This window comes from Bacillus sp. NMCC4, from assembly GCF_002998555.1.
GTDB lineage: Bacteria > Bacillota > Bacilli > Bacillales > Bacillaceae > Bacillus.
In genome coordinates, this window is record NZ_PVRA01000003.1 from 101,293 (window position 1) to 126,480 (window position 25,188).

The following is a 25,188-nucleotide window of genomic DNA, read 5'->3' on the forward strand; positions in this document are numbered from 1 at the left end:
CTATCAGAAGCGGGTCTTTTTTCATGTCTATCTCTGCTTAAAGCGGGTGGTCACTTTATTGCGTTTGCGGTCTCTATATAAAATAAAGCCAGCGACTACATAAAGACCTCCTCCTAAAAATAACAACCCTGCAATTCCTTGCAGCCATAAAAATGGAAATGGTGCAATGATGATGCCGAAAACCGTGTCACGCAGCAGCTTAATCCCAAGTGCAGCAAGCGCGCCAGGTATTAAAATAATCACTAATGCAAGTATTCTCCCCATCAAATGTCCCCTTAAACGTCATTTACTTCCATTGTCTAATTCAAAAAATATTTTGTCAAGAAAGGAAAACGTGGTAATATAAGAGTTGTGCAATTTTTTGCAACGGAAAAATATGGTGTGCAAATTTTTTCATATAAAGGGGTAACGGGATGCAGAGAGTCTTGATTGTCGGTGCAGGACACGGTGGATCAATATTGCTTGAAACATTGCTGAAAACAAATATGATTCAAATCGTTGCGATCGCCGACCTTGATCTTGGGGCACCGGGGATGGTAGAAGCGAAAAAGAATGGAATCGATACGACAACGGATTGGAAAGAATACATAAAAGATGACATTGATATCATCATTGAAACAACGGGCAGTTCAGCTGTGCTTAAAGAACTGATGAAAGAAAAACGAGAGCATGCTGTCATTGTTCCGAGTTCGATGGCATACGTCATATCAGAATTAATGTCAGAAAAGCATCAGCTCATTCAAATATTAAAGGAACAAACCTATAAACATGACCGCATTTTTAATGCAACGAACGATGGCATGATTTTTATTAATATGGATGAAGAAGTCGTCCTATTTAATCGGTCGGCTGCCAAAATGGTTGGATGTTCGCAAAAAGATGCGATTGGCCGTCACATACGTGAAGTCATTCCAAACACAAAGCTTCCCGATATTTTAAGATCGAGGGAGCCTGAATTTAATCAAAAACAATTTCTGAATCAGCAAATACAAATTGTCACAACGCGTTTGCCAATTATTGATGACGCAGGAAGAATGCTGGGCGCTTTATCGATCTTCAAAGATATTACAGATGCGGTGGAGCTTGCGGAGGAAGTCACAAACCTCAAAGAAGTGCGGACAATGCTTGAGGCTATTATTCAATCATCGGATGAAGCGATATCCGTCGTAGATGAGCAGGGGAAAGGAATTTTAATCAACCGAGCTTACACGAAAATGACGGGGTTAACAGACAAAGAAGTTGTGGGCAAACCAGCAGGTGCGGATATTTCTGAAGGCGAAAGCATGCATTTGAAGGTGCTTGAAACGAGAAGGCCGGTTCGAGGCGTTAGAATGAAAGTCGGACCAAATAAGAAGGATGTGATCGTCAACGTAGCGCCAGTGATCGTTGATGGCATTCTAAAAGGCAGTGTCGGCGTCATTCATGACGTATCAGAAATTCAATCACTCACCAATGAATTGAATAAAGCAAGACAGCTCATCCGGACACTTGAGGCAAAGTACACATTTGAAGACATTATTGGAGAAAGTGAGCAAATGCTTGTGGCACTTGAGCAGGCAAAGCTAGGGGCAAAAACACCAGCCACCATCTTACTCAGGGGAGAATCAGGTACTGGGAAAGAGCTGTTCGCGCACGCTATACACAATGAAAGTGACCGGAAATATAATCGCTTTGTAAGAGTCAACTGTGCGGCCTTATCGGAAACCCTTTTAGAGTCAGAGCTTTTTGGCTACGAGGAAGGAGCATTTTCTGGTGCAAGGCGCGGCGGTAAAAAAGGGCTGTTTGAAGAGGCAAATCACGGCAGTATTTTTTTGGATGAAATTGGTGAAATGACGCCAAGTACACAAGCGAAATTATTACGCGTCATGCAGGAGAAAGAAATTGTCAGAGTAGGCGGAACAAAAGCCATCCCTGTTGATGTACGTGTGATCACCGCAACAAATGTCAATATTGAAAAAGCGATGGCGGAAGGAAAGTTCAGAGAGGACTTATATTATCGCATGAACAGATATCCGATCTCTATTCCGCCGCTAAGGCAGCGCCTTGAAGATATTGACTCCTTAAGCAAACGTCTCATCCAGAAGATCAATTTAGACTATGGACGAAATGTGAGCGGCTTAACGGAAGGGGCGCTCGATAGACTTCGATCCTACAGCTGGCCTGGAAACGTAAGAGAACTGGAAAATGTCCTTGGACGAGCCATGATCTTTTTGAACCCGCAAGAAGAATGGATCGATGAAGATCATATTTCCTTCATGGAGTCAGAAGAGCAGGAAGAAAAAGAGCAGCAGGAACTGGCTGTCAGTCAATTTGAGGGAGAGACACTTTCGGATGCTGTTGAGGCATTTGAAGCGCAGCTGATTAAACAAACCCTTGAAAAGCATCAATTCAACCGCACGAAAACAGCGAAAACGTTAGGGATTAGCATTCGAAACCTTTACTATAAAATGGATAAATATCAACTTGCAAAAGATAGCATGCAATAAAATGCATGTTACCTGCAAAAAATTGCATGTATTTCATGCGAAATGCCTTATGTCGCTGCATTTCAAGCTGGCACAGAACTTGCATATGAAAACCATGAACCGAGCATAAGGAAAGGTGGACATATATGAAGCTTGACGATCTGATTATGAAAGCCGCCCAGCTGCAAAATAAAACTGCTGCTGTGGCTCATGCAGAAGACGAAGAAGTGCTTCATGCCATCAAGATGGCAATTGAACGAAAGGTCGCTCGCTTCCTGCTGGTTGGGAACAAACGCAACCTGAAGGAGCTGGTGAAACAGCATGAGATCAATGAGGACTGGATAGATATTATTCATTCGGATTCTCCTGAAGAATCAGCCAAAATTGCCGTGCAGGCAGTGAGTGAGAAGCATGCAGATATATTGATGAAGGGGCATGTCCCGACAGCCGTTCTTTTAAAAGCGGTACTGAATAAAGAGTACGGGCTGCGGACAGCGAGTGTCCTATCACATGTCGCGGCATTCGAAGTGCCGGGCTTTGATCGTTTTATTTATGTCACGGATTCTGCGATGAACATCGCGCCCGATTTAAATATGCTCAAAGAGATCACGATCAATGCTGTTCAAGTAGCACAAGCTGTCGGAAACGACATGCCAAAGGTGGCAGTGTTATCTGCGGTAGAGGTCGTGAACCCGGCAATGGATTCAACTTTGACAGCGGCAAGTCTGGCACAAATGAATAGGCGAGGTCAAATTTCTGGCTGCCTCATTGATGGACCTCTTGCTTTAGACAATGCCATTTCTCAAACGGCAGCTTCTCATAAAAATATTACGAGTGATGTCGCCGGTCATGCAGATATTTTGCTTGTGCCAACGATTGAAGCAGGGAACATTCTTTATAAATCTCTCATCTACTTTGCACATGCAAAGGTGGGAGCTGTGGTGGCAGGAGCGAAGGCGCCGATTGCCTTAACAAGCCGGTCGGATACAGCTGAAAGTAAGCTTTATTCAATTGCACTTGCCATCTGTACATCAAATTAAGCGGAAGTCATAGGAGGAATAAACAATGGAACTTTTTAAATATATGGAACGATACGATTATGAGCAGCTTGTGTTTTGTCAGGATGAACAGTCTGGCTTAAAAGCCATTATTGCTATTCATGATACAACACTTGGGCCAGCACTAGGCGGGACGAGAATGTGGACGTATGAAAACGAAGAAGCAGCGATCGAAGATGCGTTACGTCTAGCAAGAGGGATGACTTATAAAAACGCAGCAGCAGGCCTGAATCTTGGCGGCGGGAAAACAGTCATCATCGGTGACCCGAGAAAAGATAAAAATGAAGAAATGTTCCGTGCGTTTGGACGCTACATTCAAGGATTGAATGGCCGCTATATCACAGCGGAGGATGTCGGTACAACGGTAGAAGACATGGATCTTATTCATGAAGAAACAGACTTTGTGACAGGTATTTCTCCTGCATTTGGTTCTTCCGGAAATCCGTCTCCTGTTACGGCTTACGGTGTATATAAAGGGATGAAAGCTGCTGCCAAAGCTGCATTTGGGACCGATTCATTAGAAGGAAAAACAATTGCTGTCCAAGGTGTTGGGAATGTGGCCTACAATTTGTGTAAACACCTGCACGAAGAAGGCGCACAGCTGATTGTCACAGATATCAACAAAGACTCTGTAAAACGAGCTGTAGAAGACTTTGGTGCAAAAGCAGTAGACCCTGACGATATTTATGATCAAGCATGTGATATTTATGCACCATGTGCACTTGGTGCAACGATTAACGATGTAACGATTCCTAAGTTGAAAGCAAAGGTCATCGCAGGTGCAGCCAATAACCAGCTGAGAGAAACGCATCACGGCGATCTTATCCATGAAATGGGCATTGTCTATGCACCTGATTATGTGATCAATGCAGGCGGCGTGATTAACGTTGCTGATGAGCTTTATGGCTATAATGCAGATCGTGCGATGAAAAAAGTGGAAGGTATTTACCAAAATATTGAACGTGTCATTGAAATTTCAAACCGTGATGCCATTCCAACTTATAAAGCGGCAGACCGATTGGCAGAGGAGCGAATTGAAAGAATGCGCAAATCAAGAAGCCAATTCCTGCAAAATGGTCAACATATTTTAAGTCGTCGCTAATTTGAAGAATGAGTTGAAACGGAGGTTTTGTTTTTGCTGACAAAAGAATGGCGTATTCTCACAATTAATCCTGGCTCTACTTCAACAAAAATCGGTGTGTTTCACAATGAACGATCTATTTTTGAAACGACACTCAGACATACAGATGAGGAATTAAAGCAATTCCCACATATCATTGATCAATTTTCATTTCGTAAAGAAACAATCCTGAAAACGCTGCATGAACAAGGGATGAACATCTCAAAGTTTGATGCAGTGTGCGCACGCGGTGGCCTTCTCCGGCCTATCGAAGGAGGCACATATGAAGTCAATGAGCAAATGGTGGAAGACCTGAAAGAAGGATATGCCGGCCAGCATGCATCAAATCTGGGCGGTATCATTGCACGAGAAATTGCACTTGGCCTGAACATCCCAGCTTTTATTGTCGATCCAGTTGTGGTGGATGAACTAAAACCAATTGCTCGTATTTCAGGGCTGCCAACGATTGAAAGAAAAAGCATCTTCCATGCATTAAATCAAAAAGCAGTCGCAAGAAAAACGGCTGCATCCTTTGGGAAGCGTTACGAAGATTTGAACATGATTATTACGCATATGGGCGGCGGCATCACCATTGGTGTACATGAAAAAGGAAAAGTCATTGATGTCAATAACGGACTGCATGGCGAAGGACCTTTCAGCCCGGAGCGAGCGGGGACCCTGCCAACAGGTGACCTCGTCAATCTTTGCTTTTCTGGTGAGTATAGCCAAGAGGAAATGCTGAAACGCATTATTGGTGAAGGCGGACTTGCGGGCTACCTTGGTACGACAGATGCTGTGAAAGTGGAGCGCATGATTGAAGCAGGCGATGAACGGGCGGCACTGATTTATGAAGCGATGTGCTATCAAATTGCCAAGGAAATCGGTGCGGCTAGTGCTGTCTTAAAAGGAGCAGTTGACGTCATTGTGTTAACAGGCGGACTTGCGTACAGCAAACAAATTACATCAAGTATTAGAGGATACATTGACTGGATTTCAGATGTTGTCGTGTATCCAGGCGAAAATGAACTGCAATCCTTAGCAGAAGGTGCACTTCGTATTTTAAAAGAAGAAGAATCACCGAAAGAATACCCAAATGATCAACGAATGAAGAAAGGAGTGACAAGTCATGGCAACTGAATATGACCTCGTCATTCTTGGTGGAGGCACAGGCGGCTATGTAGCGGCCATCCGTGCCTCACAGCTTGGATTGAAAACAGCAGTTGTAGAAAAAGAAAAGCTTGGCGGAACATGTCTGCATAAAGGATGCATTCCGTCTAAAGCGCTGCTTAGAAGTGCAGAAGTCTATCAAACCGTCAAACGTGCTGCTGATTTTGGCGTTGAGGCAAACGGCATTGCCTTGCAATTTGCCAATGTGCAGAAAAGAAAAACAGAGATTGTAGAGAAACTAGCAGGCGGCGTCAAACACTTAATGAAACAAGGAAAAATTGATGTCTATGAAGGGATTGGCCGTATCCTTGGTCCATCTATCTTTTCGCCAATGCCAGGAACCATCTCCGTAGAAATGGCAAATGGAGATGAAAATGAAATGCTCATTCCAAAGCAGGTCATTATTGCGACAGGTTCAAGACCGCGGGTGCTGCCTGGGCTTGAAGCAGATGGGACGCACATTCTTTCATCAGATGATGCACTTGAACTGCCAGAGCTTCCGCAGTCAATGCTCATTGTCGGCGGCGGGGTGATCGGAATTGAGTGGGCTTCCATGCTCAATGATTTTGGTGTGAAGGTGACTGTGATTGAATTTGCAGATCGCATATTGCCAACTGAGGATCATGACATTTCTAAAGAAATGGAAAAGCTTTTATCTAAAAAAGGCATCACCTTTGTGAAAAATGCGAAAGTACTGCCAGATACCGTCAAAAAGCAGGAGAATCTTGTGACGATTCAAGCAGAAAAGGATGGAGACATTCAGACGTTTGAAGCGGAAAAACTTCTTCTTTCAGTCGGCAGAGTACCAAATATTGAAGGCATTGGTCTTGAAAACACGGACATCCAAACAGAAAAACAAGGCATTGTCGTGAATGAACATTATCAAACGAAAGAATCGCATATTTACGCAATTGGAGATGTCATTGGCGGGCTTCAGCTGGCACATGTGGCTTCACACGAAGGCATGATTGCTGTGGAACATATGGCTGGGAAAGATCCAAAGCCGCTCGATGAAACGCTCGTATCTAAATGTGTCTACTCTCACCCAGAAACCGCTAGTGTTGGACTCACTGAACAGGCGGCAAAAGAGCAAGGCTTCGAAGTCAAAATGGGGAAATTTCCATTTATGGCGATCGGTAAAGCGCTTGTGTACGGGGAATCTGATGGATTCGTCAAAATCATTGCCGATCAAAAGACAGATGATATTTTAGGGATTCATATGATTGGTCCTCATGTCACAGATATGATATCTGAAGCTGGATTAGCCAAAGTACTTGATGCAACGCCGTGGGAAGTGGGGCAAACGATTCACCCGCATCCAACCTTATCAGAGGCGATTGGCGAGGCAGCTCTTGCTGTTGACGGGAAGGCGATCCATTTTTAATCAAGGAGGGAAATAAGATGAGTAACATGCGTCATCATGAATTAGGATTATCAGATGAACAAGCAATTGATATATATAGAACAATGCTTCTAGCAAGGAAAATTGATGAACGGATGTGGCTTTTAAACCGTTCTGGTAAAATTCCATTCGTGATTTCTTGTCAAGGGCAGGAAGCGCAGCAAGTCGGTGCTGCTTTTGCTCTCAATAGAGAAGAGGATTACGTCTTACCTTACTACCGTGATATGGGGGTTGTCCTCGCATTTGGGATGACAGCAAAAGATTTAATGATGTCAGGTTTCGCAAAACAAGACGATCCAAGCTCAGGCGGAAGACAGATGCCAGGGCATTTTGGACAGAAATCAAATCGAATTGTGACAGGATCTTCACCTGTTACAACGCAGGTTCCTCATGCAGTGGGCATCGCACTTGCTGGACGTCTGGAGCAGAAAAACTTTGTCAGCTTTGTCACGTTCGGTGAGGGCTCTTCAAACCAAGGTGATTTCCACGAAGGTGCTAACTTCGCTGCTGTGCATAAGCTGCCTGTTATTTTCATGTGTGAAAACAATAAGTACGCGATTTCCGTGCCGTATGACAAACAAGTGGCATGTGAACGCATTTCAGATCGTGCGATTGGGTACGGAATGCCTGGCGTAACCGTTGATGGCAATGATCCGCTTGAAGTATATGCCGCTGTCAAAGAAGCAAGAGACCGTGCGGCAAGAGGCGAAGGGCCAACGTTGATTGAAACGATCTCTTACCGTTTAACTGCGCATTCAAGTGATGATGATGATTCAAGCTATCGAGAAAAAGAAGAAGTGCTCGAAGCGAGAAAGAAAGATCCGCTCATCCAATATGAAACGTATTTAATCGAAGGAAACGTCATGACTTCTGAAATGAAAGAAGAGATGACAAAAGAAATCATGCAAATCGTAAACGAAGCGACCGATGAAGCGGAAAACGCTGCTTATGCTGATGCAGAAAGCGCACTTCGTTACGTGTATGCGGAGTAAGGGGGAAGAAAAATGCCTGTTATGTCATATATAGACGCCATTACACTGGCGATGAAAGAAGAAATGGAACGAGATCCAAAAGTGTTTGTGCTCGGAGAGGATGTCGGGAAAAAGGGCGGCGTATTTAAAGCGACAGCGGGTCTTTATGAGCAATTCGGAGAGGCGCGCGTCATGGATACACCTCTTGCAGAATCAGCCATTGCTGGTGTAGGTATTGGGGCAGCGATGTATGGAATGCGCCCAATTGCGGAGATGCAATTTGCGGATTTCATTATGCCTGCAATCAACCAAATCATTTCAGAGGCTGCGAAAATCAGATACCGCTCAAATAACGATTGGAGCTGTCCAATGGTCATCCGCGCACCTTACGGGGGCGGTGTACACGGGGCGCTTTATCATTCACAATCGGTTGAAGCGATTTTTGCCAATCAGCCTGGTTTGAAGATTGTCATGCCTTCTACACCTTATGATGTAAAAGGTCTTTTAAAGGCTGCGGTGCGTGATCCAGATCCTGTATTGTTCTTTGAACACAAACGTGCCTACCGTCTCATCAAAGGAGAAGTACCTGAGGAGGATTACACACTCCCTATTGGAAAAGCAGATGTGAAACGTGAAGGCGATGATATCACGGTCATTACATATGGCCTCTGTGTCCATTTTGCGCTGCAAGCAGCAGACCGCCTTGCGAAAGACGGCATTTCTGCGCATATTCTCGATTTGAGAACAGTGTACCCGCTCGATCAGGAAGCCATTATTGAAGCGGCATCAAAAACAGGCAAAGTGCTTCTTCTAACGGAAGATACAAAAGAGGGCAGCATCATGAGTGAGGTAGCGGCGATCATATCAGAGCATTGCTTATTTGATTTAGACGCACCAATCAAACGTCTAGCCGGACCAGAAATCCCGGCAATGCCTTATGCGCCGCCAATGGAAAAATTCTTCATGGTCAATCCAGATAAGGTAGAAGCTGAAATGAGAGAGCTAGCGGCGTTTTAAGAAAGAGGAGGGTTTCAAGTGGCAATTGAACAAATGAAAATGCCTCAGCTAGGTGAAAGTGTAACAGAAGGAACCATTAGCAAATGGCTCGTTTCACCTGGCGATCATGTGAATAAATACGATCCGATTGCGGAAGTCATGACGGATAAAGTGAACGCAGAAGTCCCGTCATCTTTTACAGGAACGATTACAAAGCTATCGGCTGAAGAAGGCGATACGCTGCAAGTAGGAGAAGTGTTCTGTGAAATTGAAGTAGAGGGCAGCTCGCAGCAGAGTGCGAAAGAAGAAGCGGCACCTGAGCAAAGTGAAGCACCTGAAGCAGATCAAACAAAAGAGAATCAAAGTCAAAAGAAACGCTACTCTCCAGCAGTCCTTCGTTTAGCAGATGAGCACAGCATTGATTTAGCGGCTGTTCAAGGAACCGGAGCAGGCGGACGAATCACAAGAAAAGATTTACTTCAGCTCATTGAAAACGGCGGCGTACAAGAGAAGGCAGCACCTGTTAATGAACAGGCGGCAAAGCCGGAGCCTGCGCAGCCATCAAAACCAAAAGCGGCGCCTTCCGTCTCTACAATGCCTGGTGATGTTGAACTGCCAGTCACGCCAATTAGGCAGGCGATTGCGGCAAATATGCTGAGAAGCAAACATGAAATTCCGCACGCATGGACGATGATGGAAGTCGATGTGACAAACCTTGTGACAAGAAGAAATCAGCTCAAGGACCAATTTAAAGCAAAAGAAGGCTTTAATTTGACGTTCTTTGCGTTCTTTGTCAAAGCAGTGGCTCAGGGCTTAAAGGAATTCCCAGAAATGAACAGCATGTGGGCTGGAGATAAAATTGTGCAAAAGAAAGCAATCAATGTCTCGATTGCTGTTGCGACTGATGACGCTCTTTTTGTTCCAGTCATTAAGGATGCGGATGAAAAAACGATTAAGGGCATCGCCAAAGAAATTCATGAGCTTGCTTCCAAGGTGAGACAAGGAACGCTGAAGCAAAGTGACATGGAAGGCGGCACCTTTACTGTAAACAACACGGGATCATTTGGTTCTATACAATCCATGGGAATCATTAATTACCCGCAAGCGGCGATTTTACAAGTAGAATCGATCGTGAAGCGTCCAATGATTGTAAATGGCATGATTGCAGCAAGAGACATGGTCAACCTTTGTCTTTCATTAGATCACAGAGTACTTGATGGTCTTGTATGCGGCAGATTCCTTCAACGAATAAAACAAATCCTTGAAGGCATTGACGAGCAGACATCTGTTTACTAAAACAAGAATGTCCCCCTCCCGGTATGGAGAGGGGGATTTCTACATAATGAGAAAGGAGCGGTGATATGTCTGGATTAGACTTTTTTGCGTTTTTAACGGTTGGACTCATGTTTATCACAGCAATTGCGTTCGCTTTTCTTCGATATATTTCTAAATCACGCAATCACCCTGAAAGATTACTACTCATCATATCAATCGTTTCAATGATTCAAATTGTGTATTGCTTGCTGATTGTCGGTGGATTTAAAGGAGCAGCAAATAGTCTCTTAGGAATTTCTCTTCTTGCCGGGACGCTGCTTGGCTATGCACTTGAATATTTATACAGACGCTATATCAAAAAAACGCCCGAAAAAGAATGATTTCGGGCGTTTTCTTTATTCTGCTGGAACAATAAAGGTCAAATGCTGTTTTAACACTTCTAAAGAAGCAGGGGCTGTCATGTACACTTCGCCATCCGTATCGGCATCCATTTCCTCTTTTGTGTGGATCCGAATACTGGACGCTTGAATGAGGGAGAGATCGCCGGTGAAATCCTCCAGTTCTTCCCGGTTCATAGAAAAGATTTCTTTTAGAGCAGAGAAGCTCGTATTTCTGCAAATGAAGATTTCTGCTTTCCCATCATCAATTGCTGCATTGGGCAAATCAATTTTATTTGTCCCGATGAAATGTCCATTCATGACAAGAACGATGACGGCTTCTTCTTCCCAGCTTTCCTCCTCTGTTTCAATTCGTACGTGAAAAGGATCTGTTTGCTGCAAGGTGCGCAGGGCACTTGTGAAGTAGCTGATTTTGCCGAGTACAGCTTTTTCCTTGTCATTAATATTGTTGGATGTGTCTGCAATCAGCCCGATGCCCCAAAAGTTTAACAAGTATCGATCTCCTGCTTTGATTAAGTCGACCTTCTTTTCTATGCCGTCTACAATTATTTGAGCGGCTTTTTGCATTTGTTGCGGAATACCAAGCGTTCGAGAAAAGTCATTGCATGTCCCGCCTGGTAATATCGCTACAGCCGGCCTTTTTTCTAAACCGCCGATGCCATTCATGCATTCATGCACGGTTCCATCTCCGCCTAATATGATCAGCAATTCTATCGTCTCATCAATTGCACGACAGAATTGATAAGCATCATTTGGCTGTTTTGTTGGTTTAAGAATGAGTTCATCAATATGTAGAGAAAGAAGAGGTACTGTTTGACCGAGAATTTTTTCCATGTTTTTTTGTCCAGCATTTCCATTATAAATGAGCATCGCTTTTTTGAATTGTGCCATCACGCAGTTCTCCCTTTCATCTCTTTATCATCACTTTTCCCCAATTTGACAGCTCATAAACGATGTTCGGAAAAAGTGGGGGGATGAAAAGACAACACATTTGCCCGCAGGCGTTTTCCTTGATATGATGTTGTTAAAATGGTTTTGGCATGCTAAAGGAGTGGACGGACAATGAATATTGATTTTAATTTATTTATGAATGATATTGTGAAACAAGCGAGAGAAGAGATCAAACAGGCAGGCTATACTGAGCTTACATCATCTGAAGAGGTAGATGAAGCACTGTCTAAAAAAGGCACAGCACTTGTGATGGTGAATTCAGTATGCGGATGTGCTGGCGGTATTGCAAGACCAGCTGCAGGCTATTCTGTTCATTACGATAAGCGTCCAGATCAATTGCTGACAGTGTTTGCTGGACAAGACAAAGAGGCAACAGCAAGAGCCCGTGAATACTTTGAAGGCTTCCCGCCATCTTCACCATCCTTTGCATTATTAAAAGATGGAAAGATCATTAAAATGGTCGAACGTCATGAAATTGAAGGACACGAGCCAATGGAAGTCGTGTCAAAGCTTCAAGCTGCATTCGATGAGCATTGCGAAGAAATTTAACGTGTGACGTTTGAATGATGAAATATAAAGCAGTCCGGTCTTTAGATCGGTCTGCTTTTTGTTTTATAAGACCATTGAATCAAAATAATTTTAGCAAAATACTATTGCATCTTAAAAAGAAAGTGTTTAAAATACATTATAGTGAATAAATATTCAAAACAATACATGATTTTAAATACTGGGAGGCATTATCTTATGAAAAAGTGGTTATTATTACTTATGACAGCTGGTCTTGCAGCTGCACTCGCAGCTTGCGGAACTTCTTCTAATAATTCAAACGCATCAGGAGATGACAAAACACTCGTTATGGCGACATCGGCAGATTATCCGCCATTTGAATCAAAAGACGGAGATAAAATTGTCGGTTTTGATGTCGATCTTGCAACAGCACTAGCGAAAAAGAACGGCTACAAGCTAGAAATTCAAGATATGGATTTTGCAAGCCTTGTATCAGCCCTTAAAACAAATAAAGCTGATATTGTCCTTGCAGGCATGACCCCTACAGAAAAACGAAAAAAACAATTAGATTTCTCTGATGTTTATTACAATGCTAAAAACTTAGTTGTCTCAAAGAAATCTAGCGGAATGAAAACAGAGAAAGACTTAAAAGATAAAACAGTCGGCGTTCAATTAGGTTCAATCCAGCAGGATGAAGCAAACGGTTTGCAAAAGAAATATAACTTAAAAGTGGAAGACCGTAATAAAATCTCTGATATCATTCAAGAAATCAAAGCAGGTCGTTTTGATGCAGCCATTATTGAAGATAAAGTAGCTGCTGGTTATTTGAAAAAAGAAAAAGACTTCCAAGCATTTGGATTGAATAGTTCAAACGAAGGTTCAGCCATTGCATTCAAGAAAAATAGCGACTTAACAGCTAAATTTAATAAATCATTAAAAGAAATGCAAGACAATGGCGAACTTGATAAATTAATTAAAAAATGGTTTGCTGATGAAAAATAAGTCAGGAAAAGGATCAGCGTCATTCATGAAAATTCAGTAGAAAGCGCTGAAAAGTTCAACTTATGTTGAACTTTTTTCCTGTTTTATTTTTTGATTTCGTATGAAGGCATAAAAAAGGAGACTGTCATGTTAGATTTTAAAGATGTAATACCTCAGATGCCCTTTATTTTAGAAGGGCTTAAGGTCACACTTTCTATTGTTGTGGTATCACTTTTTCTTGGATTTATCTTAGGGATTTTATTAACGCTTTGCAAAATTAGTGTGTTTAAGCCGCTCATTTGGCTTGCAGATTTTTACACATCAATCTTCCGAGGCACACCGCTTGTGCTTCAATTGCTCATTATTTATTTTGGTCTGCCTCAGCTTCTCGGGTTTCAAATCGATCAATACTGGGCTGCTGTAGCGGCATTTTCACTTAACTCCGCGGCATACGTATCTGAAATCATTCGTGCTGGTATTAATGCCATTGATAAAGGTCAAAAAGAAGCCGCCGTTGCTTTAGGCATCCCTTATGCTAAAATGATGAAGGACTTATTGCTTCCGCAGGCATTTAAAAATATTTCACCTGCACTTGTGAACGAAACGATTACACTGACAAAAGAATCAGCTATTGTGACAGTCATTGGACTGGGAGATGTCATGAGACGAGCTTACCAAGCAGGTGCCGTCACGTATAATTATCTTGAACCGCTTATTTTTGCAGGTCTCATCTATTATGTCATCGTGCTTGTTCTCACCTTTGTCGGTAAATCGGTGGAAAGGAAGTTAAAATCAAATGATTAACATAGAGAAACTCACAAAATCTTTTGGCAAAAATGAAGTATTAAAAGGGATCGACACCACCATTAAAGAAGGGGAAGTTGTCGCAGTCATTGGACCATCTGGTTCAGGAAAATCGACGTTTCTTCGCTGCATCAACTTGCTTGAAAAGCCGACTACTGGTGTCATTACAATTAAGGATACTGAAATCACAAACCCAAAAACCAATGCACTAAAAGTGCGTGAGAATATCGGAATGGTGTTTCAGCATTTCCACCTGTTCCCGCATAAAACCGTGCTGGAAAATATCACGTATGCGCCAATGAATGTGAAGAATCAATCGAAGGAAGACAGCATCAAACAAGCTGAAGATCTGCTGAAAAAGGTAGGGCTTTTAGAGAAAAAAGATGATTTTCCGAACCGTTTGTCAGGCGGTCAAAAGCAGCGTGTGGCAATTGCACGTGCGCTTGCGATGACTCCAGACATCATGCTGTTTGACGAACCAACTTCTGCACTAGATCCAGAAATGGTCAAGGAAGTCCTAGAGGTCATGAAAGAGCTGGCTCAATCTGGAATGACACTTGTGATCGTCACACATGAAATGGGCTTTGCAAAAGAAGTGGCTGACCGCGTGATCTTTATGGATGATGGGAAAATTGTAGAGGATGCAAACCCTGTGCAATTCTTTGAATCGCCGTCGTCACAGCGCGCGCAAGACTTCTTACAAAAAATATTATAAAGAAAAAAGAGAAGGCGACTTAACATCTCCTTCTTTTTTTGATTATAATGGGGAAAGTAAAAAAAGTTCATCATTTCACAAAAGTGAATGGAAACAAGACAGAAAAGAGTGAATCACATCATGTTTAAAATCGGCTACCGAACGCTGAAAACAGCATTAGGAACAGCGATCGCTATTTATATTGCACAATTGCTCGGCCTTCAAAATTATTCGGCTGCCGGGATTATTACGATCCTGTGTATTCAGGTGACGAAGAAACGGTCGCTCCTCGCATCAGGCGCCCGCTTTGCAGCTTGCAGTCTTGCCATTTTATTTTCTTATCTATTTTTCGATCTGATTGGATATCATCCTTTTGTGATTGGTCTGATGCTGCTTGTCTTTATTCCGACAACCGTTTTGCTCCGCATTAAAGAAGGGATTGTCACAAGTTCAGTCATCATTCTCCATTTATACATGTCCGGCGGGATTACCCTTCACCTCATCTGGAATGAGCTGCTGCTGATTACAATTGGTGTTGGCGTAGCACTTATCATGAACTTGTATATGCCAAGTGTCGATAAAAAGCTCAAACGCTACAGCGAACAGATTGAAGCCAACTTTGCAAAAATCTTTGAGGAAATCGAGCAATACTTAATGACAGGGAAACAAGACTGGACAGGAAAAGAAATACCAGAGACACATCAATTGATCAAAGAAGCGAAAGCTCTCGCATATCGTGATGTTGAAAACCATGTCCTAAGACATGAAAACCTGTATTATCATTATTTTAATATGAGGCAAAAGCAATTCGAAATCATTGAGCGTGTGCTTCCGAAAATCACGTCCATTTCCATCACAACAGAGCATGGGCAAATGATTGCCGAATACGTCAGAGACTTACGCGAACATATTCACCCAGGGAACACGGCGCATAAGTTTTTAAGACGTCTCATTGATATGAAAGAAGAGTTCGATAAGCTTCCGCTGCCGCAAACACGAGAAGAGTTTGAGGCGAGAGCTGCACTTTTTCATTTCCTCGGAGAAATGGAACAATATTTAGTACTGAAAAGCTATTTTAAAGGGATGAAAGAATAGAGACGCATGAGTTCCTCCTTCATTGGTCAATCTAATGAAAAAAGGAGGAGCCTATGCGTCTTTTATTTTATACCGTATTGACCATGTCCCTTTCACCTATCTGGCCGCTCGGACAAAACCCGCTTCCAGGAGACCCGTATGTCATTATTAATAAACAAACAAATGAACTTGCCTATATTGATCAAGGACAAATCCAAAAAATATATCCTGCTTCTACAGGGAAAACAGCCGATTTAACACCAGAAGGGGAATTTACCATTATGATCAAAGCGAAAGATCCCTATTACAGAAAAAAGAATATTGAAGGCGGTGCGAAGAATAACCCTCTTGGCCGAAGGTGGATTGGATTTGATGCACGAGGAACAGATGGCAGAACGTACGGAATTCATGGAACGAGTGACGAAACATCGATTGGGAAATTTATCACGGCAGGCTGTGTGAGACTTCATAATCAAGATGTAGAGCTTCTATTTGACCAGCTTCCGATTGGAACAAAAGTATGGATTACAACATCAAGCGATTCATTTGAAAAGCTTGCCAAAGACAAACAGGCCATTCGTTGATTGAACGAATCACCTGCTTGTCTGCTTTTATTGAAACCTTATAAAAAGGTTGCTGCTCCTGCTAAAAGTGAAGAAATTAACAGCAGGCTAATCATGAGCAATACCATGAATTTCATAAATTTCTGAGACATATCGCACCCCTATAACCGAAGATTTTTTGCGACGAACGCACCTTTCTTTATTCTAGCTGGTTTTTTCAAATGCGACAAGTGATCAACAAAGGAAGTGAACGGATGAATCAAATCGATCATATTGCCATTGCGGTCTTTTCTATTAAACAAACATCTCAACTCCTTCATCAGCTGTTTAACTGGCATTTTTCAGACATACAAGAGGTTCCTGAGCAGGAGATTAAAGCGTCCTTCGCTTCACTTGATCATGTGCACATTGAATTAATTGAACCAATGTCAGACAGCAGTAAACTACATACCTTTTTAACAAAAAGAGGAGAGGGGCTCCATCATATTGCGTTAAAGTCAGGTGACATTCATGCAGATCTTAACCATCTTGATCACCTTGGCGTGCAGCTTCTCCAAAAATCAGCACAGAAGGGCGCAAGCGGCAAGCAGATTGCATTTATTTCACCTAAAGAAACGTCTGGTGTGTTATTCGAATTGTGCGAGCCCTTGAAAGGAGAAAAACATGGCAATGAATGAATCGTTCAATGACTTGTCTAAATGGCGGGAAAAAGCGTTAATGGGCGGCGGTGAAAAACGAGCAGCCGCGCACAGAAACAAAGGAAAGCTATCGGTTCGCCAGCGGCTGCATGAACTTCTTGACGTGGGCAGTTTCATGGAAATTCAGAGGTTTGCAACAGGCCGCATGTCAGAGAATGTCGGTGATGGCGTCGTCATTGGAACGGGACTTATTCATGGAAAGCCAGTATGTGTTTATGCACAAGATGCAACAGTGCATGGGGGCTCTTTAGGCGAAATACATGCCAAAAAAATTGCTTCTCTAATGGATCTCGCTGCTAAAAATCAGATGCCGGTCATCGGTCTAAAAGACTCAGGTGGTGCGAGAATTCAAGAGGGTGTGGTATCATTAGAAGGATACGGACAGATTTTTAAACGGAATGTGCTGTACTCTGGTCAAATCCCGCAAATATCCGTTATTTTAGGCTCATGTGCTGGAGGTGCAGTCTATTCTCCTGCTTTGACTGATTTTGTCTTCATGACAGAACAAACAGCTCATATGTTTTTAACAGGTCCGAAAGTAATAGAAAAGGCAACAGGAGAAACGGTCTGTCCTGACCGTCTTGGCGGTGCAAGTGTTCAGCATCAGACAAGCGGGAATGTGCACTATACTGGGAAAGATGAGCAGGACGTGTTAAAGGCGGTTCGAACACTTTTAACGTACATACCAACGACTAAACAGCCTGACATGCACACTGAAGTGCAAAAGCATGACGCCGTTGATCCAGGCAAAATCTTGCCAAAGGATCCATCACGCACCTATGATGTCAAACAAGTGGTGACAGCGATCATCGATCCAGGCTCATTCTTTGAGACCCAGCCTTGTTTCTCAAAAAATATCGTCACAGGGTTTGCCAGATTAAAAGGGGCTCCAATTGGTGTAGTTGCCAATCAGCCAAAGGTGCTGGCAGGAAGCCTTGACCTTGACGCTGCCGATAAAGCGGCCAGGTTTATTCGATTTTGCGATGCGTTTCATATTCCGATCTTAACGCTTGTCGACGTCCCTGGTTTTTTACCAGGGGAGAAAGCTGAGCATGCGGGAATTATCCGTCACGGCGCAAAGCTTTTATATGCGTACGCTGAAGCGACCGTTCCAAAAATCACGGTGATTTTAAGAAAGGCGTTTGGCGGTGCATATGTCGCGATGAATAGCAAGGGCTTAGGCGCTGACTTTGTTTATGCATGGCCAGCGGCAGAAATTGATGTCATGGGGAAAACGTTCGCAGACGAAATCGTTCATCCTGCTTCGCGCGAGGTTGAGACGGAGCCAAGTGTATTAAAAGCGGCTCAGGCAGGGCTGATAGACGATATTTTCATGCCGGATGAAACGAGAGAGCGATTGATTCGCTCATTTGATTTGCTTCGCAGGAAGGAAGAAGATAGACCGTTAAAAAAGCATGGCAACATGCCGCTATAAGAGGAGGAGCATCATCATGATCAATGAAAAACGTTTACTAGACGAATTTTTAGAACTGGTTCAGATCGATTCGGAAACAAAACACGAAGAGAAAATTGTGGAAGTCTTAAAAGAAAAATTCTCGCAGCTTGGTCTTAAAGTGGTGGAAGACGACTCAAAAGCGAAAACTGGCCACGGTGCAGGCAACCTCATCTGTACACTGGAAGGCAATCAAGAGGCTGATACTATCTATTTCACTTCTCATATGGACACAGTTGTTCCCGGCAATGGCGTAAAACCAGTCATTGAAGACGGCTATGTGAAGACAGATGGAACAACCATTCTTGGTGCTGACGATAAAACAGGGCTTGCGGCTATGTTTGAAGCCATCCGCGTGCTGAAAGAGAAGAATTTACCGCATGGAACGATTGAATTTGTCATCACAGCAGGTGAGGAATCAGGACTTGTTGGAGCAAAAGCGTTAGATCCAAAATTGATGACAGCAGCATACGGCTATGCCCTTGATTCAGATGGCAAGGTCGGGACAATTATCGTAGCTGCGCCAACACAGGCGAAAGTACGCGCAACCATTTACGGAAAAACAGCTCACGCAGGTGTGGCACCTGAAAAAGGCGTGTCTGCGATTACCATTGCATCAAAAGCCATTGCCAGCATGCCGCTTGGCCGAATTGATGAAGAAACAACGGCGAATATCGGGCGTTTTGAAGGTGGAACGCAAACGAATATTGTGTGCGATCAAGTCGATATCCTTGCTGAAGCACGCTCTTTAGAACCTGCAAAAATGGAAGCACAAGTAGCGAAGATGAAAGAAGCCTTTGAAAAAACCGCTAAAGAAATGGGCGGAAGTGCCGATGTACAAATTGATATCATGTATCCAGGCTTCAAATTCTCTCACGGCGATCAAGTCGTAGAAGTGGCGAAAAAAGCGGCTGCGAAAATTGGCCGTCCATCAGAACTACAGACGAGCGGCGGAGGCAGTGATGCAAACGTCATTGCAGGAAACGGCGTCCCAACTGTCAACCTAGCTGTTGGATATGAAGATATTCATACGAAAAATGAGAAAATGCCGATTGAAGAATTAGTCAAAACAGCTGAAATGGTTCTCGCCATTATCGAAGAAACGACAAATCCATCGTAAAGGCAGGAGACTCTGTGAGCACGCAAAAGATCATTATTTTCCAAGTGGGGCAAGAGGATTTTGGCATCAGTGTAGAGCATATTCGTTCGATTGAGAAGGTCCCTTATTTACAAGAAGTATCGAACCTTCCAAAAGAAATTAAAGGACTGATGTCATTAAGAGGAGAAGTCATCCCTGTCAGTGACACAGGCGTGATGCTTCACGGAAAGCCTCTTGATGTGAACGAACAGTCCAAGGTGTTGCTATTTGAATTAAACGATCAAATGATTGGCTGTCTTGTCTCAGATGCAAAAGATATTATCGATATCGAGCTAAGCGAGATCAAGCCATTTCATATGAACACGAAAGCCTCCGAATATTTCTTCGGCGTTGTGGAGAGAGAGAACAAGATGATTTTACAAGTGGACCCTAATAAGTTCCTTGGGAGAATTGATGACCTCGATCAACTGCCAGAGCGGTTAAAAGAAGAGTTGGCATAAAGAAAATCCCCCTATCTGATGATAAGGGGATTATTTTTATTCAGCAGCTGGGCTAGCTTGGTCGTTTGCCTCAGCTTTCGATTTTGATTTTTGGTACATGACATTCAAAATAATTGTTTGGATTGTGAGTAGTAATCCGCTTGTCATCCAGTATAAAGGAAGGGCAGCGGGTGCATTGATTGAAATAAACAGCATCATGATTGGGAAAATCATGCCCATGACTTTGGCTTGCTTCAGCGCAGCTTCTGTCTGGGTGCCTGATTGCTTCGCAAATCTTTGCGTAACATAAAATTGCAAGAAATACATGGCGCCTGCAAAGATCGCGACCAATAGATCGGTTTGTCCTAAGTTAAACCATAGGAACGAATGTGTTGCGATCTCAGGTGTTGAGCGGATCGCTGAGTAAAAGCCAAGAACAATTGGAATTTGAATCAGCATAGGCAGACAGCCCATTGCCAGCGGGTTCACATTGTTCTCTTTGTATACTTTCATCATTTCCATTTGTAGTTCTTTTTGTTTTTCAGGTTCTTTCGTTTTCTTCAATTTGCTTTGAATTTGGTCAATTTGAGGCTTCACCAGTGCCATTTTCTCCTGCATGACTCTTTGTTTCTTAAATTGGTTCGCAAAAAGAGGGAAAATCAGCAGGCGGACTATCAAGGTCACGAACATAATCGATAAACCATAATCATCATGGAAGAAGTTCGCAAGCCAAATGATCAGCTCCGAAAAAGGCTGGACAAAATAATGATGGAAAAACCCATCAGAGCTCGCATTTGTTTGCCCACTCGCTGCAAAAGCAGGTGAGGCAATCATCATTAAACATAAAGTCGTACAAATCGTCAATAAACGTTTCAATTCGTTTCCTCCTCATTTTTTAAAAAATTAATTAGAGAGAGGAAGCGAATGGTCTTCATCATCATTTGATGATCGTTTCATTCGAATGACTTTACTAATCCAAGTTGTAATGCGATCATATATGATAAACAGAAAGTCTGTTCGGTTCAATAAAGATGCGTCCAACTCTTCCAAACGATGTCCACCGAGGTGTTCGTTCATACGGCAGTCTTTTAATAAAAACGCAATGCCGATAGCCGTCAGCGCTGGAAGAATAATCGTAAAGAATTCAACAAGGAAAAAGACTTCATTGAATGTATCAATAATCATGATTATCACATCCATTTCATTACTCACAGTGTACTATACACTATATGAAATGTCTATTGGAACAAACATGAAGTAACAAGAGTCAATAAATGTAGGAGGCAGGCAAATGGGTGATTCTCAAAGGAAGGGTCGAATTATTTTTCATATTGATATGAATAGTTTTTATGCATCTGTCGAAATGGCGTATGATCCTTCTTTGAGAGGGAAACCTTTAGCCATTAGCGGAAATGCGAAAGAGCGTAAAGGGATTGTGGTGACGTGCAGCTACGAGGCAAGAGCACTAGGTGTAAAGCCCCCGATGCCGTTATGGGAAGCGAAGCGGCTTTGTCCGGGGCTGATTGTCCGTACACCTAACTTTGACCGGTACCGCAGCTCCTCACAAGAGATGTTTACGATACTAAGAGAATACAGCGATTTAGTCGAACCCGTATCCATTGACGAGGGCTATATTGATTTAACGCATACGCCCTATGCCGAGCACGCGGTGAAAACGGCTCATGATATTCAAACGAGGCTTGTAGAGGAGCTCATGCTTCCTTCAAGTATTGGCATTGCACCGAATAAATTTTTAGCGAAAATGGCGTCTAATTGGAAAAAACCAATGGGCATCACCATTTTACGTAAACGAGATGTGCCCCAAATGCTCTGGCCGCTGCTAGCGGGTGACATGCACGGAGTTGGACAGAAAACGGCAGATAAATTGAAAACGATTGGCATTCATACCATTGAAGATTTAGCGAAAGCAAATGAGTATACGCTAAAGAAATTACTGGGCATCAATGGACCGAGATTAAAGCAAAAGGCGAATGGTGAACATGACGGTATCGTGGACCCAGAAAGGATATACGAATTTAAATCTGTCGGTAATTCGTCAACCCTTCCTCATGATTCTGACGATCCAGATGAACTTGTCACGTTAATTGACAAGCTGTCACAATCTGTGAGTGCAAGATTAAGGAGAAAAGAAGTGATGGCAAATCGGCTTCTCATCATGATACGGTACGCAAGCTGGAAAAATATCACTCGAAGTGTCACACTCACGAATCCAACGGATCGAAAGGAAGACTTATTTGAGGCAGCAAAGCAGTTATTCCTTAAACATTGGAATGACCAGCCCGTGAGGCTCTTAGGTGTGACGGGGACAGACCTTGTAGAACGAAAAGCAGCTGTTAAACAGCTTGATTTATTTTCCTATACAGAAGATGTAAAAGAAGAGCCTCTCCAAACCGTTTTAGAAGGGCTGAAAGAAAAATATGGCAAATCACTCATTCAAAGAGGAATGACCATCAAGGAAAAAGAGAGCAAAACAAGCGGAACAAGTTTTAATAAAGACTTTTTTCAGGACGAAAAAGGAAATGACTAACCTGAAAACTTGATAAAAGAGGTGGTGTTGTGGTAATTTCAAAGGGTACATCATTTCAGCAGTAATCAATATAGTGTGTTAGAAGGGACGTCAGAATTATGTCAAAACAACAAATCGGTGTGGTTGGACTAGCCGTTATGGGGAAAAACCTTGCCCTTAATATTGAAAGCCGCGGTTTCTCCGTGTCCGTTTATAACAGATCTAGCAGCAAAACAGAAGAGTTTCTCGAAGAATCAAAAGGAAAAAACGTTGTAGGCACATACAGCATTGAAGAATTTGTTCAGTCGCTTGAAACACCGCGTAAAATTCTTTTAATGGTAAAAGCTGGTGCAGCAACGGATGCAACCATTCAATCATTACTTCCTCACCTAGAGAAAGGTGACATCTTAATTGATGGTGGAAATACATATTACAAGGATACGCAAAGACGTAATCAAGAGCTTGCGGAAAGTGGTATCCACTTCATTGGTACAGGTGTTTCTGGCGGTGAAGAAGGTGCACTAAAAGGTCCATCTATCATGCCAGGCGGTCAAAAAGAAGCGCATGAGCTAGTGAAACCAATTTTAGAAGCGATCTCTGCGAAAGTAGATGGCGAGCCATGTACAACGTATATCGGCCCAGATGGAGCAGGACATTATGTCAAAATGGTCCATAACGGCATCGAGTACGGAGACATGCAATTGATCTCTGAATCTTACTTTATCTTGAAGCATGTGGCTGGCTTGTCAGCAGAGGAGCTTCATGAAGTATTCTCAGAGTGGAATAAAGGCGAGCTTGACAGCTATTTAATCGAAATTACAGCGGATATTTTCACAAAAGTGGATGAAGAAACAAACCAGCCGCTTGTGGATGTCATCTTAGATAAAGCTGGTCAAAAAGGAACTGGAAAATGGACGAGCCAAAGTTCTCTTGATCTAGGTGTCCCGCTTCCAATCATTACTGAGTCTGTTTTTGCGCGCTATATTTCAGCAATGAAAGATGAGCGTGTAGAAGCAAGCCAATTAATCGAAGGTCCTAAGCCAGCGCAATCAGCTGAGAATAAACAAGAGCTGATCGAAGCTGTTAGAAAAGCCCTATTCATGAGTAAAATCTGCTCGTATGCTCAAGGTTTTGCGCAAATGAAAGCAGCATCTGATGAGTATAACTGGGATTTAAAATACGGTGAAATTGCGATGATCTTCCGCGGTGGATGTATCATTCGTGCAGCCTTCTTACAACAAATTAAAGAAGCATATGACCGTAACCCTGAACTGAAAAACCTATTGCTAGATCCTTACTTTAAGGATATTGCTCAAAGCTATCAATCATCACTTCGTAAAGTCATTTCACTTGCAGTGGAGCAAGGAGTTCCTGTTCCTTCATTCTCAAGTGCACTTGCTTACTTTGATAGCTATCGCACAGCTGTCCTGCCAGCGAACTTAATTCAAGCGCAGCGTGACTATTTCGGTGCACATACGTATGAGCGCACAGATAAAGAAGGCGTCTTCCATACGGAATGGATGAAATAAAATAGAACGTCAGAAAAACCTTACCATTGGATTGGTAAGGTTTTTTTGTGTTTGCATCTTTTCGGCTAAAAATGCGAAAAAGAGGGATGCTATGTAAAAAAGAAAAGAAAGTAGGGATAGAAGTGGGCATCTTATATGCACTTCTCCCAGCAATATTTTGGGGAAGTATTGTTCTGATCAGTGTCAAACTTGGCGGGAATGCATACCAGCAAACGCTCGGCATTACGCTTGGCGCATTTTTATTTTCAATTGCAGCCTTCTTCATCAAAATGCCAGAGCTGACACCGTTTATTTTTGCGGTTTCTGTGATTTCAGGCATCTTTTGGAGCATTGGACAAATGAATCAGCTTTCAAGTGTTGCGTTTCTCGGAGTCTCGAAGGCGGTTCCTTTGTCAACAGGCATGCAGCTTGTGAGCACTACTTTATTTGGTGTCATGGTTTTTAAAGAATGGCAAACGATGACGGTCATACTCATTGGTTCTTGCGCCATTTTACTGATTATTGCAGGTGTTGTGATGACATCGCTCGGTCAAAAGAAGAATGGCGGCGGGAACGGTGGAGGCAATTTCAAAAAAGGGATCATTATTCTGCTCATCTCAACGGTTGGCTATGTCGGATATGTCGTCATTTTAAGATGGTTTCATATTGATGGGTGGTCTGCCCTCGTTCCGCAATCGGTCGGTATGCTGCTTTCATCCTTGGCGATTAGTCTAAAGCAGAACCCGTTTAGTAAATATACGTTTAAAAATATCATTGCCGGTTTGGTTTGGTCGACAGGAAATCTTGGGCTTCTTTTGGCCATTCCGCTCATTGGCGTAGCCGTAAGCTTTTCGATGTCACAGACAGGGATTGTCATCTCAACATTAGGCGGCATTTACTTATTAAAAGAGAAAGCATCCAGAACAAGCTTTGTCATTGCAGGCTGCTTGATGATCATTGCAGGCGGCGTGCTGCTAGGCTTTACAAAATAGGAGGGT

At 42.9% G+C, this 25,188-nt stretch carries 27 protein-coding genes; 22 read left to right on the top strand and 5 right to left on the bottom strand.

Features of this window, described 5'->3' with window-relative positions; translation table 11 throughout:
• Positions 1 to 27 precede the first annotated feature (27 nt).
• Positions 28 to 264 carry a DUF2627 domain-containing protein gene (locus tag C6Y02_RS07820; protein WP_034661240.1) on the bottom strand — a complete coding sequence of 79 codons (237 nt, stop codon included), beginning with the start codon at positions 262 to 264 and terminating at the stop codon, positions 28 to 30.
• Between the two features lie 149 nt (positions 265 to 413).
• On the opposite strand from C6Y02_RS07820, the gene C6Y02_RS07825 reads away from it, so the two are divergent.
• The 9 genes from C6Y02_RS07825 (at position 414) to C6Y02_RS07865 (ending at position 10,834) form a co-directional block, all read left to right on the top strand.
• Positions 414 to 2,486 (top strand): sigma-54 interaction domain-containing protein, encoded by a 2,073-nt coding sequence (locus C6Y02_RS07825; protein ID WP_034661239.1) that lies wholly within the window; start codon positions 414 to 416, stop codon positions 2,484 to 2,486.
• 125 nt (positions 2,487 to 2,611) lie between these two features.
• Positions 2,612 to 3,505, top strand: a complete 894-nt coding sequence (yqiS, locus tag C6Y02_RS07830) for a phosphate butyryltransferase (protein ID WP_034661238.1) — start codon at positions 2,612 to 2,614, stop codon at positions 3,503 to 3,505.
• A 25-nt stretch (positions 3,506 to 3,530) separates the two neighbouring features.
• Positions 3,531 to 4,625: a branched-chain amino acid dehydrogenase gene (bcd, locus tag C6Y02_RS07835; RefSeq protein WP_003215658.1), complete on the top strand. Its 1,095-nt coding sequence runs from the start codon at positions 3,531 to 3,533 to the stop codon at positions 4,623 to 4,625.
• 33 nt (positions 4,626 to 4,658) lie between these two features.
• A complete protein-coding gene (gene buk, locus C6Y02_RS07840; RefSeq protein WP_060596815.1) occupies positions 4,659 to 5,780 on the top strand; it encodes a butyrate kinase in 1,122 nt (373 codons plus the stop codon).
• On the top strand, positions 5,770 to 7,194 hold the full coding sequence (lpdA, locus tag C6Y02_RS07845; protein WP_106031016.1) for a dihydrolipoyl dehydrogenase: 1,425 nt from the start codon (positions 5,770 to 5,772) through the stop codon (positions 7,192 to 7,194). The genes buk and lpdA overlap by 11 nt, the downstream gene beginning before the upstream one ends.
• A 17-nt stretch (positions 7,195 to 7,211) precedes the next feature.
• On the top strand, positions 7,212 to 8,204 hold the full coding sequence (locus tag C6Y02_RS07850) for a thiamine pyrophosphate-dependent dehydrogenase E1 component subunit alpha (protein ID WP_106031017.1): 993 nt from the start codon (positions 7,212 to 7,214) through the stop codon (positions 8,202 to 8,204).
• Positions 8,205 to 8,216: 12 nt separating this feature from the next.
• The gene (locus tag C6Y02_RS07855) at positions 8,217 to 9,200 is read left to right on the top strand and encodes an alpha-ketoacid dehydrogenase subunit beta (RefSeq protein WP_034661229.1); all 984 of its coding nucleotides are present in this window, start codon (positions 8,217 to 8,219) and stop codon (positions 9,198 to 9,200) included.
• Positions 9,201 to 9,218: 18 nt separating this feature from the next.
• Positions 9,219 to 10,475 carry a dihydrolipoamide acetyltransferase family protein gene (locus C6Y02_RS07860; protein WP_106031018.1) on the top strand — a complete coding sequence of 419 codons (1,257 nt, stop codon included), beginning with the start codon at positions 9,219 to 9,221 and terminating at the stop codon, positions 10,473 to 10,475.
• 65 nt (positions 10,476 to 10,540) lie between these two features.
• Positions 10,541 to 10,834, top strand: coding sequence for a YesK family protein (locus C6Y02_RS07865; RefSeq protein WP_034661226.1), 294 nt, complete (start codon positions 10,541 to 10,543; stop codon positions 10,832 to 10,834).
• A 15-nt stretch (positions 10,835 to 10,849) separates the two neighbouring features.
• Here the strand turns inward: C6Y02_RS07865 and C6Y02_RS07870 are convergent, their stop codons facing one another.
• The gene (locus C6Y02_RS07870) at positions 10,850 to 11,743 is read right to left on the bottom strand and encodes a YegS/Rv2252/BmrU family lipid kinase (RefSeq protein ID WP_095285373.1); all 894 of its coding nucleotides are present in this window, start codon (positions 11,741 to 11,743) and stop codon (positions 10,850 to 10,852) included.
• A 171-nt stretch (positions 11,744 to 11,914) separates the two neighbouring features.
• Here C6Y02_RS07870 and C6Y02_RS07875 point away from each other — a divergent pair, with 171 nt between their 5' ends.
• From C6Y02_RS07875 to C6Y02_RS07900, 6 genes are all read left to right on the top strand, one after another.
• Positions 11,915 to 12,352: a BrxA/BrxB family bacilliredoxin gene (locus C6Y02_RS07875; RefSeq protein WP_034661224.1), complete on the top strand. Its 438-nt coding sequence runs from the start codon at positions 11,915 to 11,917 to the stop codon at positions 12,350 to 12,352.
• A gap of 195 nt (positions 12,353 to 12,547) precedes the next feature.
• Positions 12,548 to 13,312: a transporter substrate-binding domain-containing protein gene (locus tag C6Y02_RS07880; RefSeq protein WP_012010505.1), complete on the top strand. Its 765-nt coding sequence runs from the start codon at positions 12,548 to 12,550 to the stop codon at positions 13,310 to 13,312.
• A gap of 126 nt (positions 13,313 to 13,438) precedes the next feature.
• Positions 13,439 to 14,095: an arginine ABC transporter permease ArtQ gene (gene artQ, locus C6Y02_RS07885; RefSeq protein WP_003215691.1), complete on the top strand. Its 657-nt coding sequence runs from the start codon at positions 13,439 to 13,441 to the stop codon at positions 14,093 to 14,095.
• Positions 14,088 to 14,810 carry an arginine ABC transporter ATP-binding protein ArtM gene (gene artM, locus C6Y02_RS07890; RefSeq protein WP_106031019.1) on the top strand — a complete coding sequence of 241 codons (723 nt, stop codon included), beginning with the start codon at positions 14,088 to 14,090 and terminating at the stop codon, positions 14,808 to 14,810. Before artQ ends, artM begins: the two co-directional genes overlap by 8 nt.
• Before the next feature lie 120 nt (positions 14,811 to 14,930).
• Entirely contained in the window at positions 14,931 to 15,884 is a 954-nt protein-coding gene (locus C6Y02_RS07895) for an aromatic acid exporter family protein (RefSeq protein WP_034661221.1), read from the top strand.
• Between the two features lie 53 nt (positions 15,885 to 15,937).
• The gene (locus C6Y02_RS07900; protein ID WP_034661220.1) at positions 15,938 to 16,447 is read left to right on the top strand and encodes a L,D-transpeptidase; all 510 of its coding nucleotides are present in this window, start codon (positions 15,938 to 15,940) and stop codon (positions 16,445 to 16,447) included.
• A gap of 38 nt (positions 16,448 to 16,485) precedes the next feature.
• Here the strand turns inward: C6Y02_RS07900 and prli42 are convergent, their stop codons facing one another.
• Positions 16,486 to 16,578 (bottom strand): stressosome-associated protein Prli42, encoded by a 93-nt coding sequence (gene prli42 / locus C6Y02_RS19215; protein WP_149865350.1) that lies wholly within the window; start codon positions 16,576 to 16,578, stop codon positions 16,486 to 16,488.
• A gap of 102 nt (positions 16,579 to 16,680) precedes the next feature.
• Here prli42 and mce point away from each other — a divergent pair, with 102 nt between their 5' ends.
• Genes mce through C6Y02_RS07920 form a run of 4 tightly spaced genes read left to right on the top strand, consistent with a single transcriptional unit; the run spans position 16,681 to position 20,176 of the window.
• Positions 16,681 to 17,103 carry a methylmalonyl-CoA epimerase gene (mce, locus tag C6Y02_RS07905; protein ID WP_034661218.1) on the top strand — a complete coding sequence of 141 codons (423 nt, stop codon included), beginning with the start codon at positions 16,681 to 16,683 and terminating at the stop codon, positions 17,101 to 17,103.
• Positions 17,090 to 18,559 carry an acyl-CoA carboxylase subunit beta gene (locus C6Y02_RS07910; RefSeq protein WP_189318249.1) on the top strand — a complete coding sequence of 490 codons (1,470 nt, stop codon included), beginning with the start codon at positions 17,090 to 17,092 and terminating at the stop codon, positions 18,557 to 18,559. The genes mce and C6Y02_RS07910 overlap by 14 nt, the downstream gene beginning before the upstream one ends.
• A 16-nt stretch (positions 18,560 to 18,575) precedes the next feature.
• Entirely contained in the window at positions 18,576 to 19,697 is a 1,122-nt protein-coding gene (locus C6Y02_RS07915) for a M20/M25/M40 family metallo-hydrolase (protein ID WP_034661216.1), read from the top strand.
• Positions 19,698 to 19,711: 14 nt separating this feature from the next.
• Positions 19,712 to 20,176, top strand: coding sequence for a chemotaxis protein CheW (locus C6Y02_RS07920; protein ID WP_034661215.1), 465 nt, complete (start codon positions 19,712 to 19,714; stop codon positions 20,174 to 20,176).
• 36 nt (positions 20,177 to 20,212) lie between these two features.
• Here C6Y02_RS07920 and C6Y02_RS07925 read toward each other — a convergent pair whose 3' ends face one another.
• Both C6Y02_RS07925 and C6Y02_RS07930 read right to left on the bottom strand, forming a co-directional pair.
• Positions 20,213 to 21,031: a membrane protein insertase YidC gene (locus tag C6Y02_RS07925; RefSeq protein ID WP_034661213.1), complete on the bottom strand. Its 819-nt coding sequence runs from the start codon at positions 21,029 to 21,031 to the stop codon at positions 20,213 to 20,215.
• 27 nt (positions 21,032 to 21,058) lie between these two features.
• Complete coding sequence (locus tag C6Y02_RS07930; RefSeq protein WP_003215677.1) at positions 21,059 to 21,340, bottom strand: hypothetical protein; 282 nt, start codon at positions 21,338 to 21,340, stop codon at positions 21,059 to 21,061.
• Between the two features lie 106 nt (positions 21,341 to 21,446).
• Between C6Y02_RS07930 and C6Y02_RS07935 the strand changes: the two genes are divergently transcribed.
• The 3 genes from C6Y02_RS07935 to C6Y02_RS07945 all read left to right on the top strand — a co-directional run bounded on the left by C6Y02_RS07935 (position 21,447) and on the right by C6Y02_RS07945 (position 25,182).
• Positions 21,447 to 22,703: a DNA polymerase IV gene (locus C6Y02_RS07935; protein ID WP_106031020.1), complete on the top strand. Its 1,257-nt coding sequence runs from the start codon at positions 21,447 to 21,449 to the stop codon at positions 22,701 to 22,703.
• A gap of 98 nt (positions 22,704 to 22,801) precedes the next feature.
• Positions 22,802 to 24,211, top strand: a complete 1,410-nt coding sequence (gene gndA, locus C6Y02_RS07940; protein WP_034661210.1) for an NADP-dependent phosphogluconate dehydrogenase — start codon at positions 22,802 to 22,804, stop codon at positions 24,209 to 24,211.
• Positions 24,212 to 24,333: 122 nt separating this feature from the next.
• The gene (locus tag C6Y02_RS07945; protein WP_181185461.1) at positions 24,334 to 25,182 is read left to right on the top strand and encodes a GRP family sugar transporter; all 849 of its coding nucleotides are present in this window, start codon (positions 24,334 to 24,336) and stop codon (positions 25,180 to 25,182) included.
• Positions 25,183 to 25,188 lie beyond the last annotated feature (6 nt).

Bases quoted from the DNA above. Each gene is read 5' to 3' on its own strand.
- artQ (WP_003215691.1), top strand. From the start codon at position 13,439: ATGTTAGATTTTAAAGATGTAATACCTCAGATGCCCTTTATTTTAGAA.
- mce (WP_034661218.1), top strand. From the start codon at position 16,681: ATGAATCAAATCGATCATATTGCCATTGCGGTCTTTTCTATTAAACAA.
- C6Y02_RS07870 (WP_095285373.1), bottom strand. From the start codon at position 11,743: ATGGCACAATTCAAAAAAGCGATGCTCATTTATAATGGAAATGCTGGA.
- C6Y02_RS07935 (WP_106031020.1), top strand. From the start codon at position 21,447: ATGGGTGATTCTCAAAGGAAGGGTCGAATTATTTTTCATATTGATATG.
- C6Y02_RS07850 (WP_106031017.1), top strand. From the start codon at position 7,212: ATGAGTAACATGCGTCATCATGAATTAGGATTATCAGATGAACAAGCA.
- C6Y02_RS07855 (WP_034661229.1), top strand. From the start codon at position 8,217: ATGCCTGTTATGTCATATATAGACGCCATTACACTGGCGATGAAAGAA.
- C6Y02_RS07930 (WP_003215677.1), bottom strand. From the start codon at position 21,340: ATGATTATTGATACATTCAATGAAGTCTTTTTCCTTGTTGAATTCTTT.
- C6Y02_RS07880 (WP_012010505.1), top strand. From the start codon at position 12,548: ATGAAAAAGTGGTTATTATTACTTATGACAGCTGGTCTTGCAGCTGCA.
- C6Y02_RS07865 (WP_034661226.1), top strand. From the start codon at position 10,541: ATGTCTGGATTAGACTTTTTTGCGTTTTTAACGGTTGGACTCATGTTT.
- yqiS (WP_034661238.1), top strand. From the start codon at position 2,612: ATGAAGCTTGACGATCTGATTATGAAAGCCGCCCAGCTGCAAAATAAA.
- artM (WP_106031019.1), top strand. From the start codon at position 14,088: ATGATTAACATAGAGAAACTCACAAAATCTTTTGGCAAAAATGAAGTA.
- C6Y02_RS07895 (WP_034661221.1), top strand. From the start codon at position 14,931: ATGTTTAAAATCGGCTACCGAACGCTGAAAACAGCATTAGGAACAGCG.
- C6Y02_RS07825 (WP_034661239.1), top strand. From the start codon at position 414: ATGCAGAGAGTCTTGATTGTCGGTGCAGGACACGGTGGATCAATATTG.
- C6Y02_RS07820 (WP_034661240.1), bottom strand. From the start codon at position 264: ATGGGGAGAATACTTGCATTAGTGATTATTTTAATACCTGGCGCGCTT.
- lpdA (WP_106031016.1), top strand. From the start codon at position 5,770: ATGGCAACTGAATATGACCTCGTCATTCTTGGTGGAGGCACAGGCGGC.
- C6Y02_RS07875 (WP_034661224.1), top strand. From the start codon at position 11,915: ATGAATATTGATTTTAATTTATTTATGAATGATATTGTGAAACAAGCG.
- C6Y02_RS07915 (WP_034661216.1), top strand. From the start codon at position 18,576: ATGATCAATGAAAAACGTTTACTAGACGAATTTTTAGAACTGGTTCAG.
- prli42 (WP_149865350.1), bottom strand. From the start codon at position 16,578: ATGTCTCAGAAATTTATGAAATTCATGGTATTGCTCATGATTAGCCTG.
- C6Y02_RS07900 (WP_034661220.1), top strand. From the start codon at position 15,938: ATGCGTCTTTTATTTTATACCGTATTGACCATGTCCCTTTCACCTATC.
- bcd (WP_003215658.1), top strand. From the start codon at position 3,531: ATGGAACTTTTTAAATATATGGAACGATACGATTATGAGCAGCTTGTG.
- gndA (WP_034661210.1), top strand. From the start codon at position 22,802: ATGTCAAAACAACAAATCGGTGTGGTTGGACTAGCCGTTATGGGGAAA.
- C6Y02_RS07910 (WP_189318249.1), top strand. From the start codon at position 17,090: ATGGCAATGAATGAATCGTTCAATGACTTGTCTAAATGGCGGGAAAAA.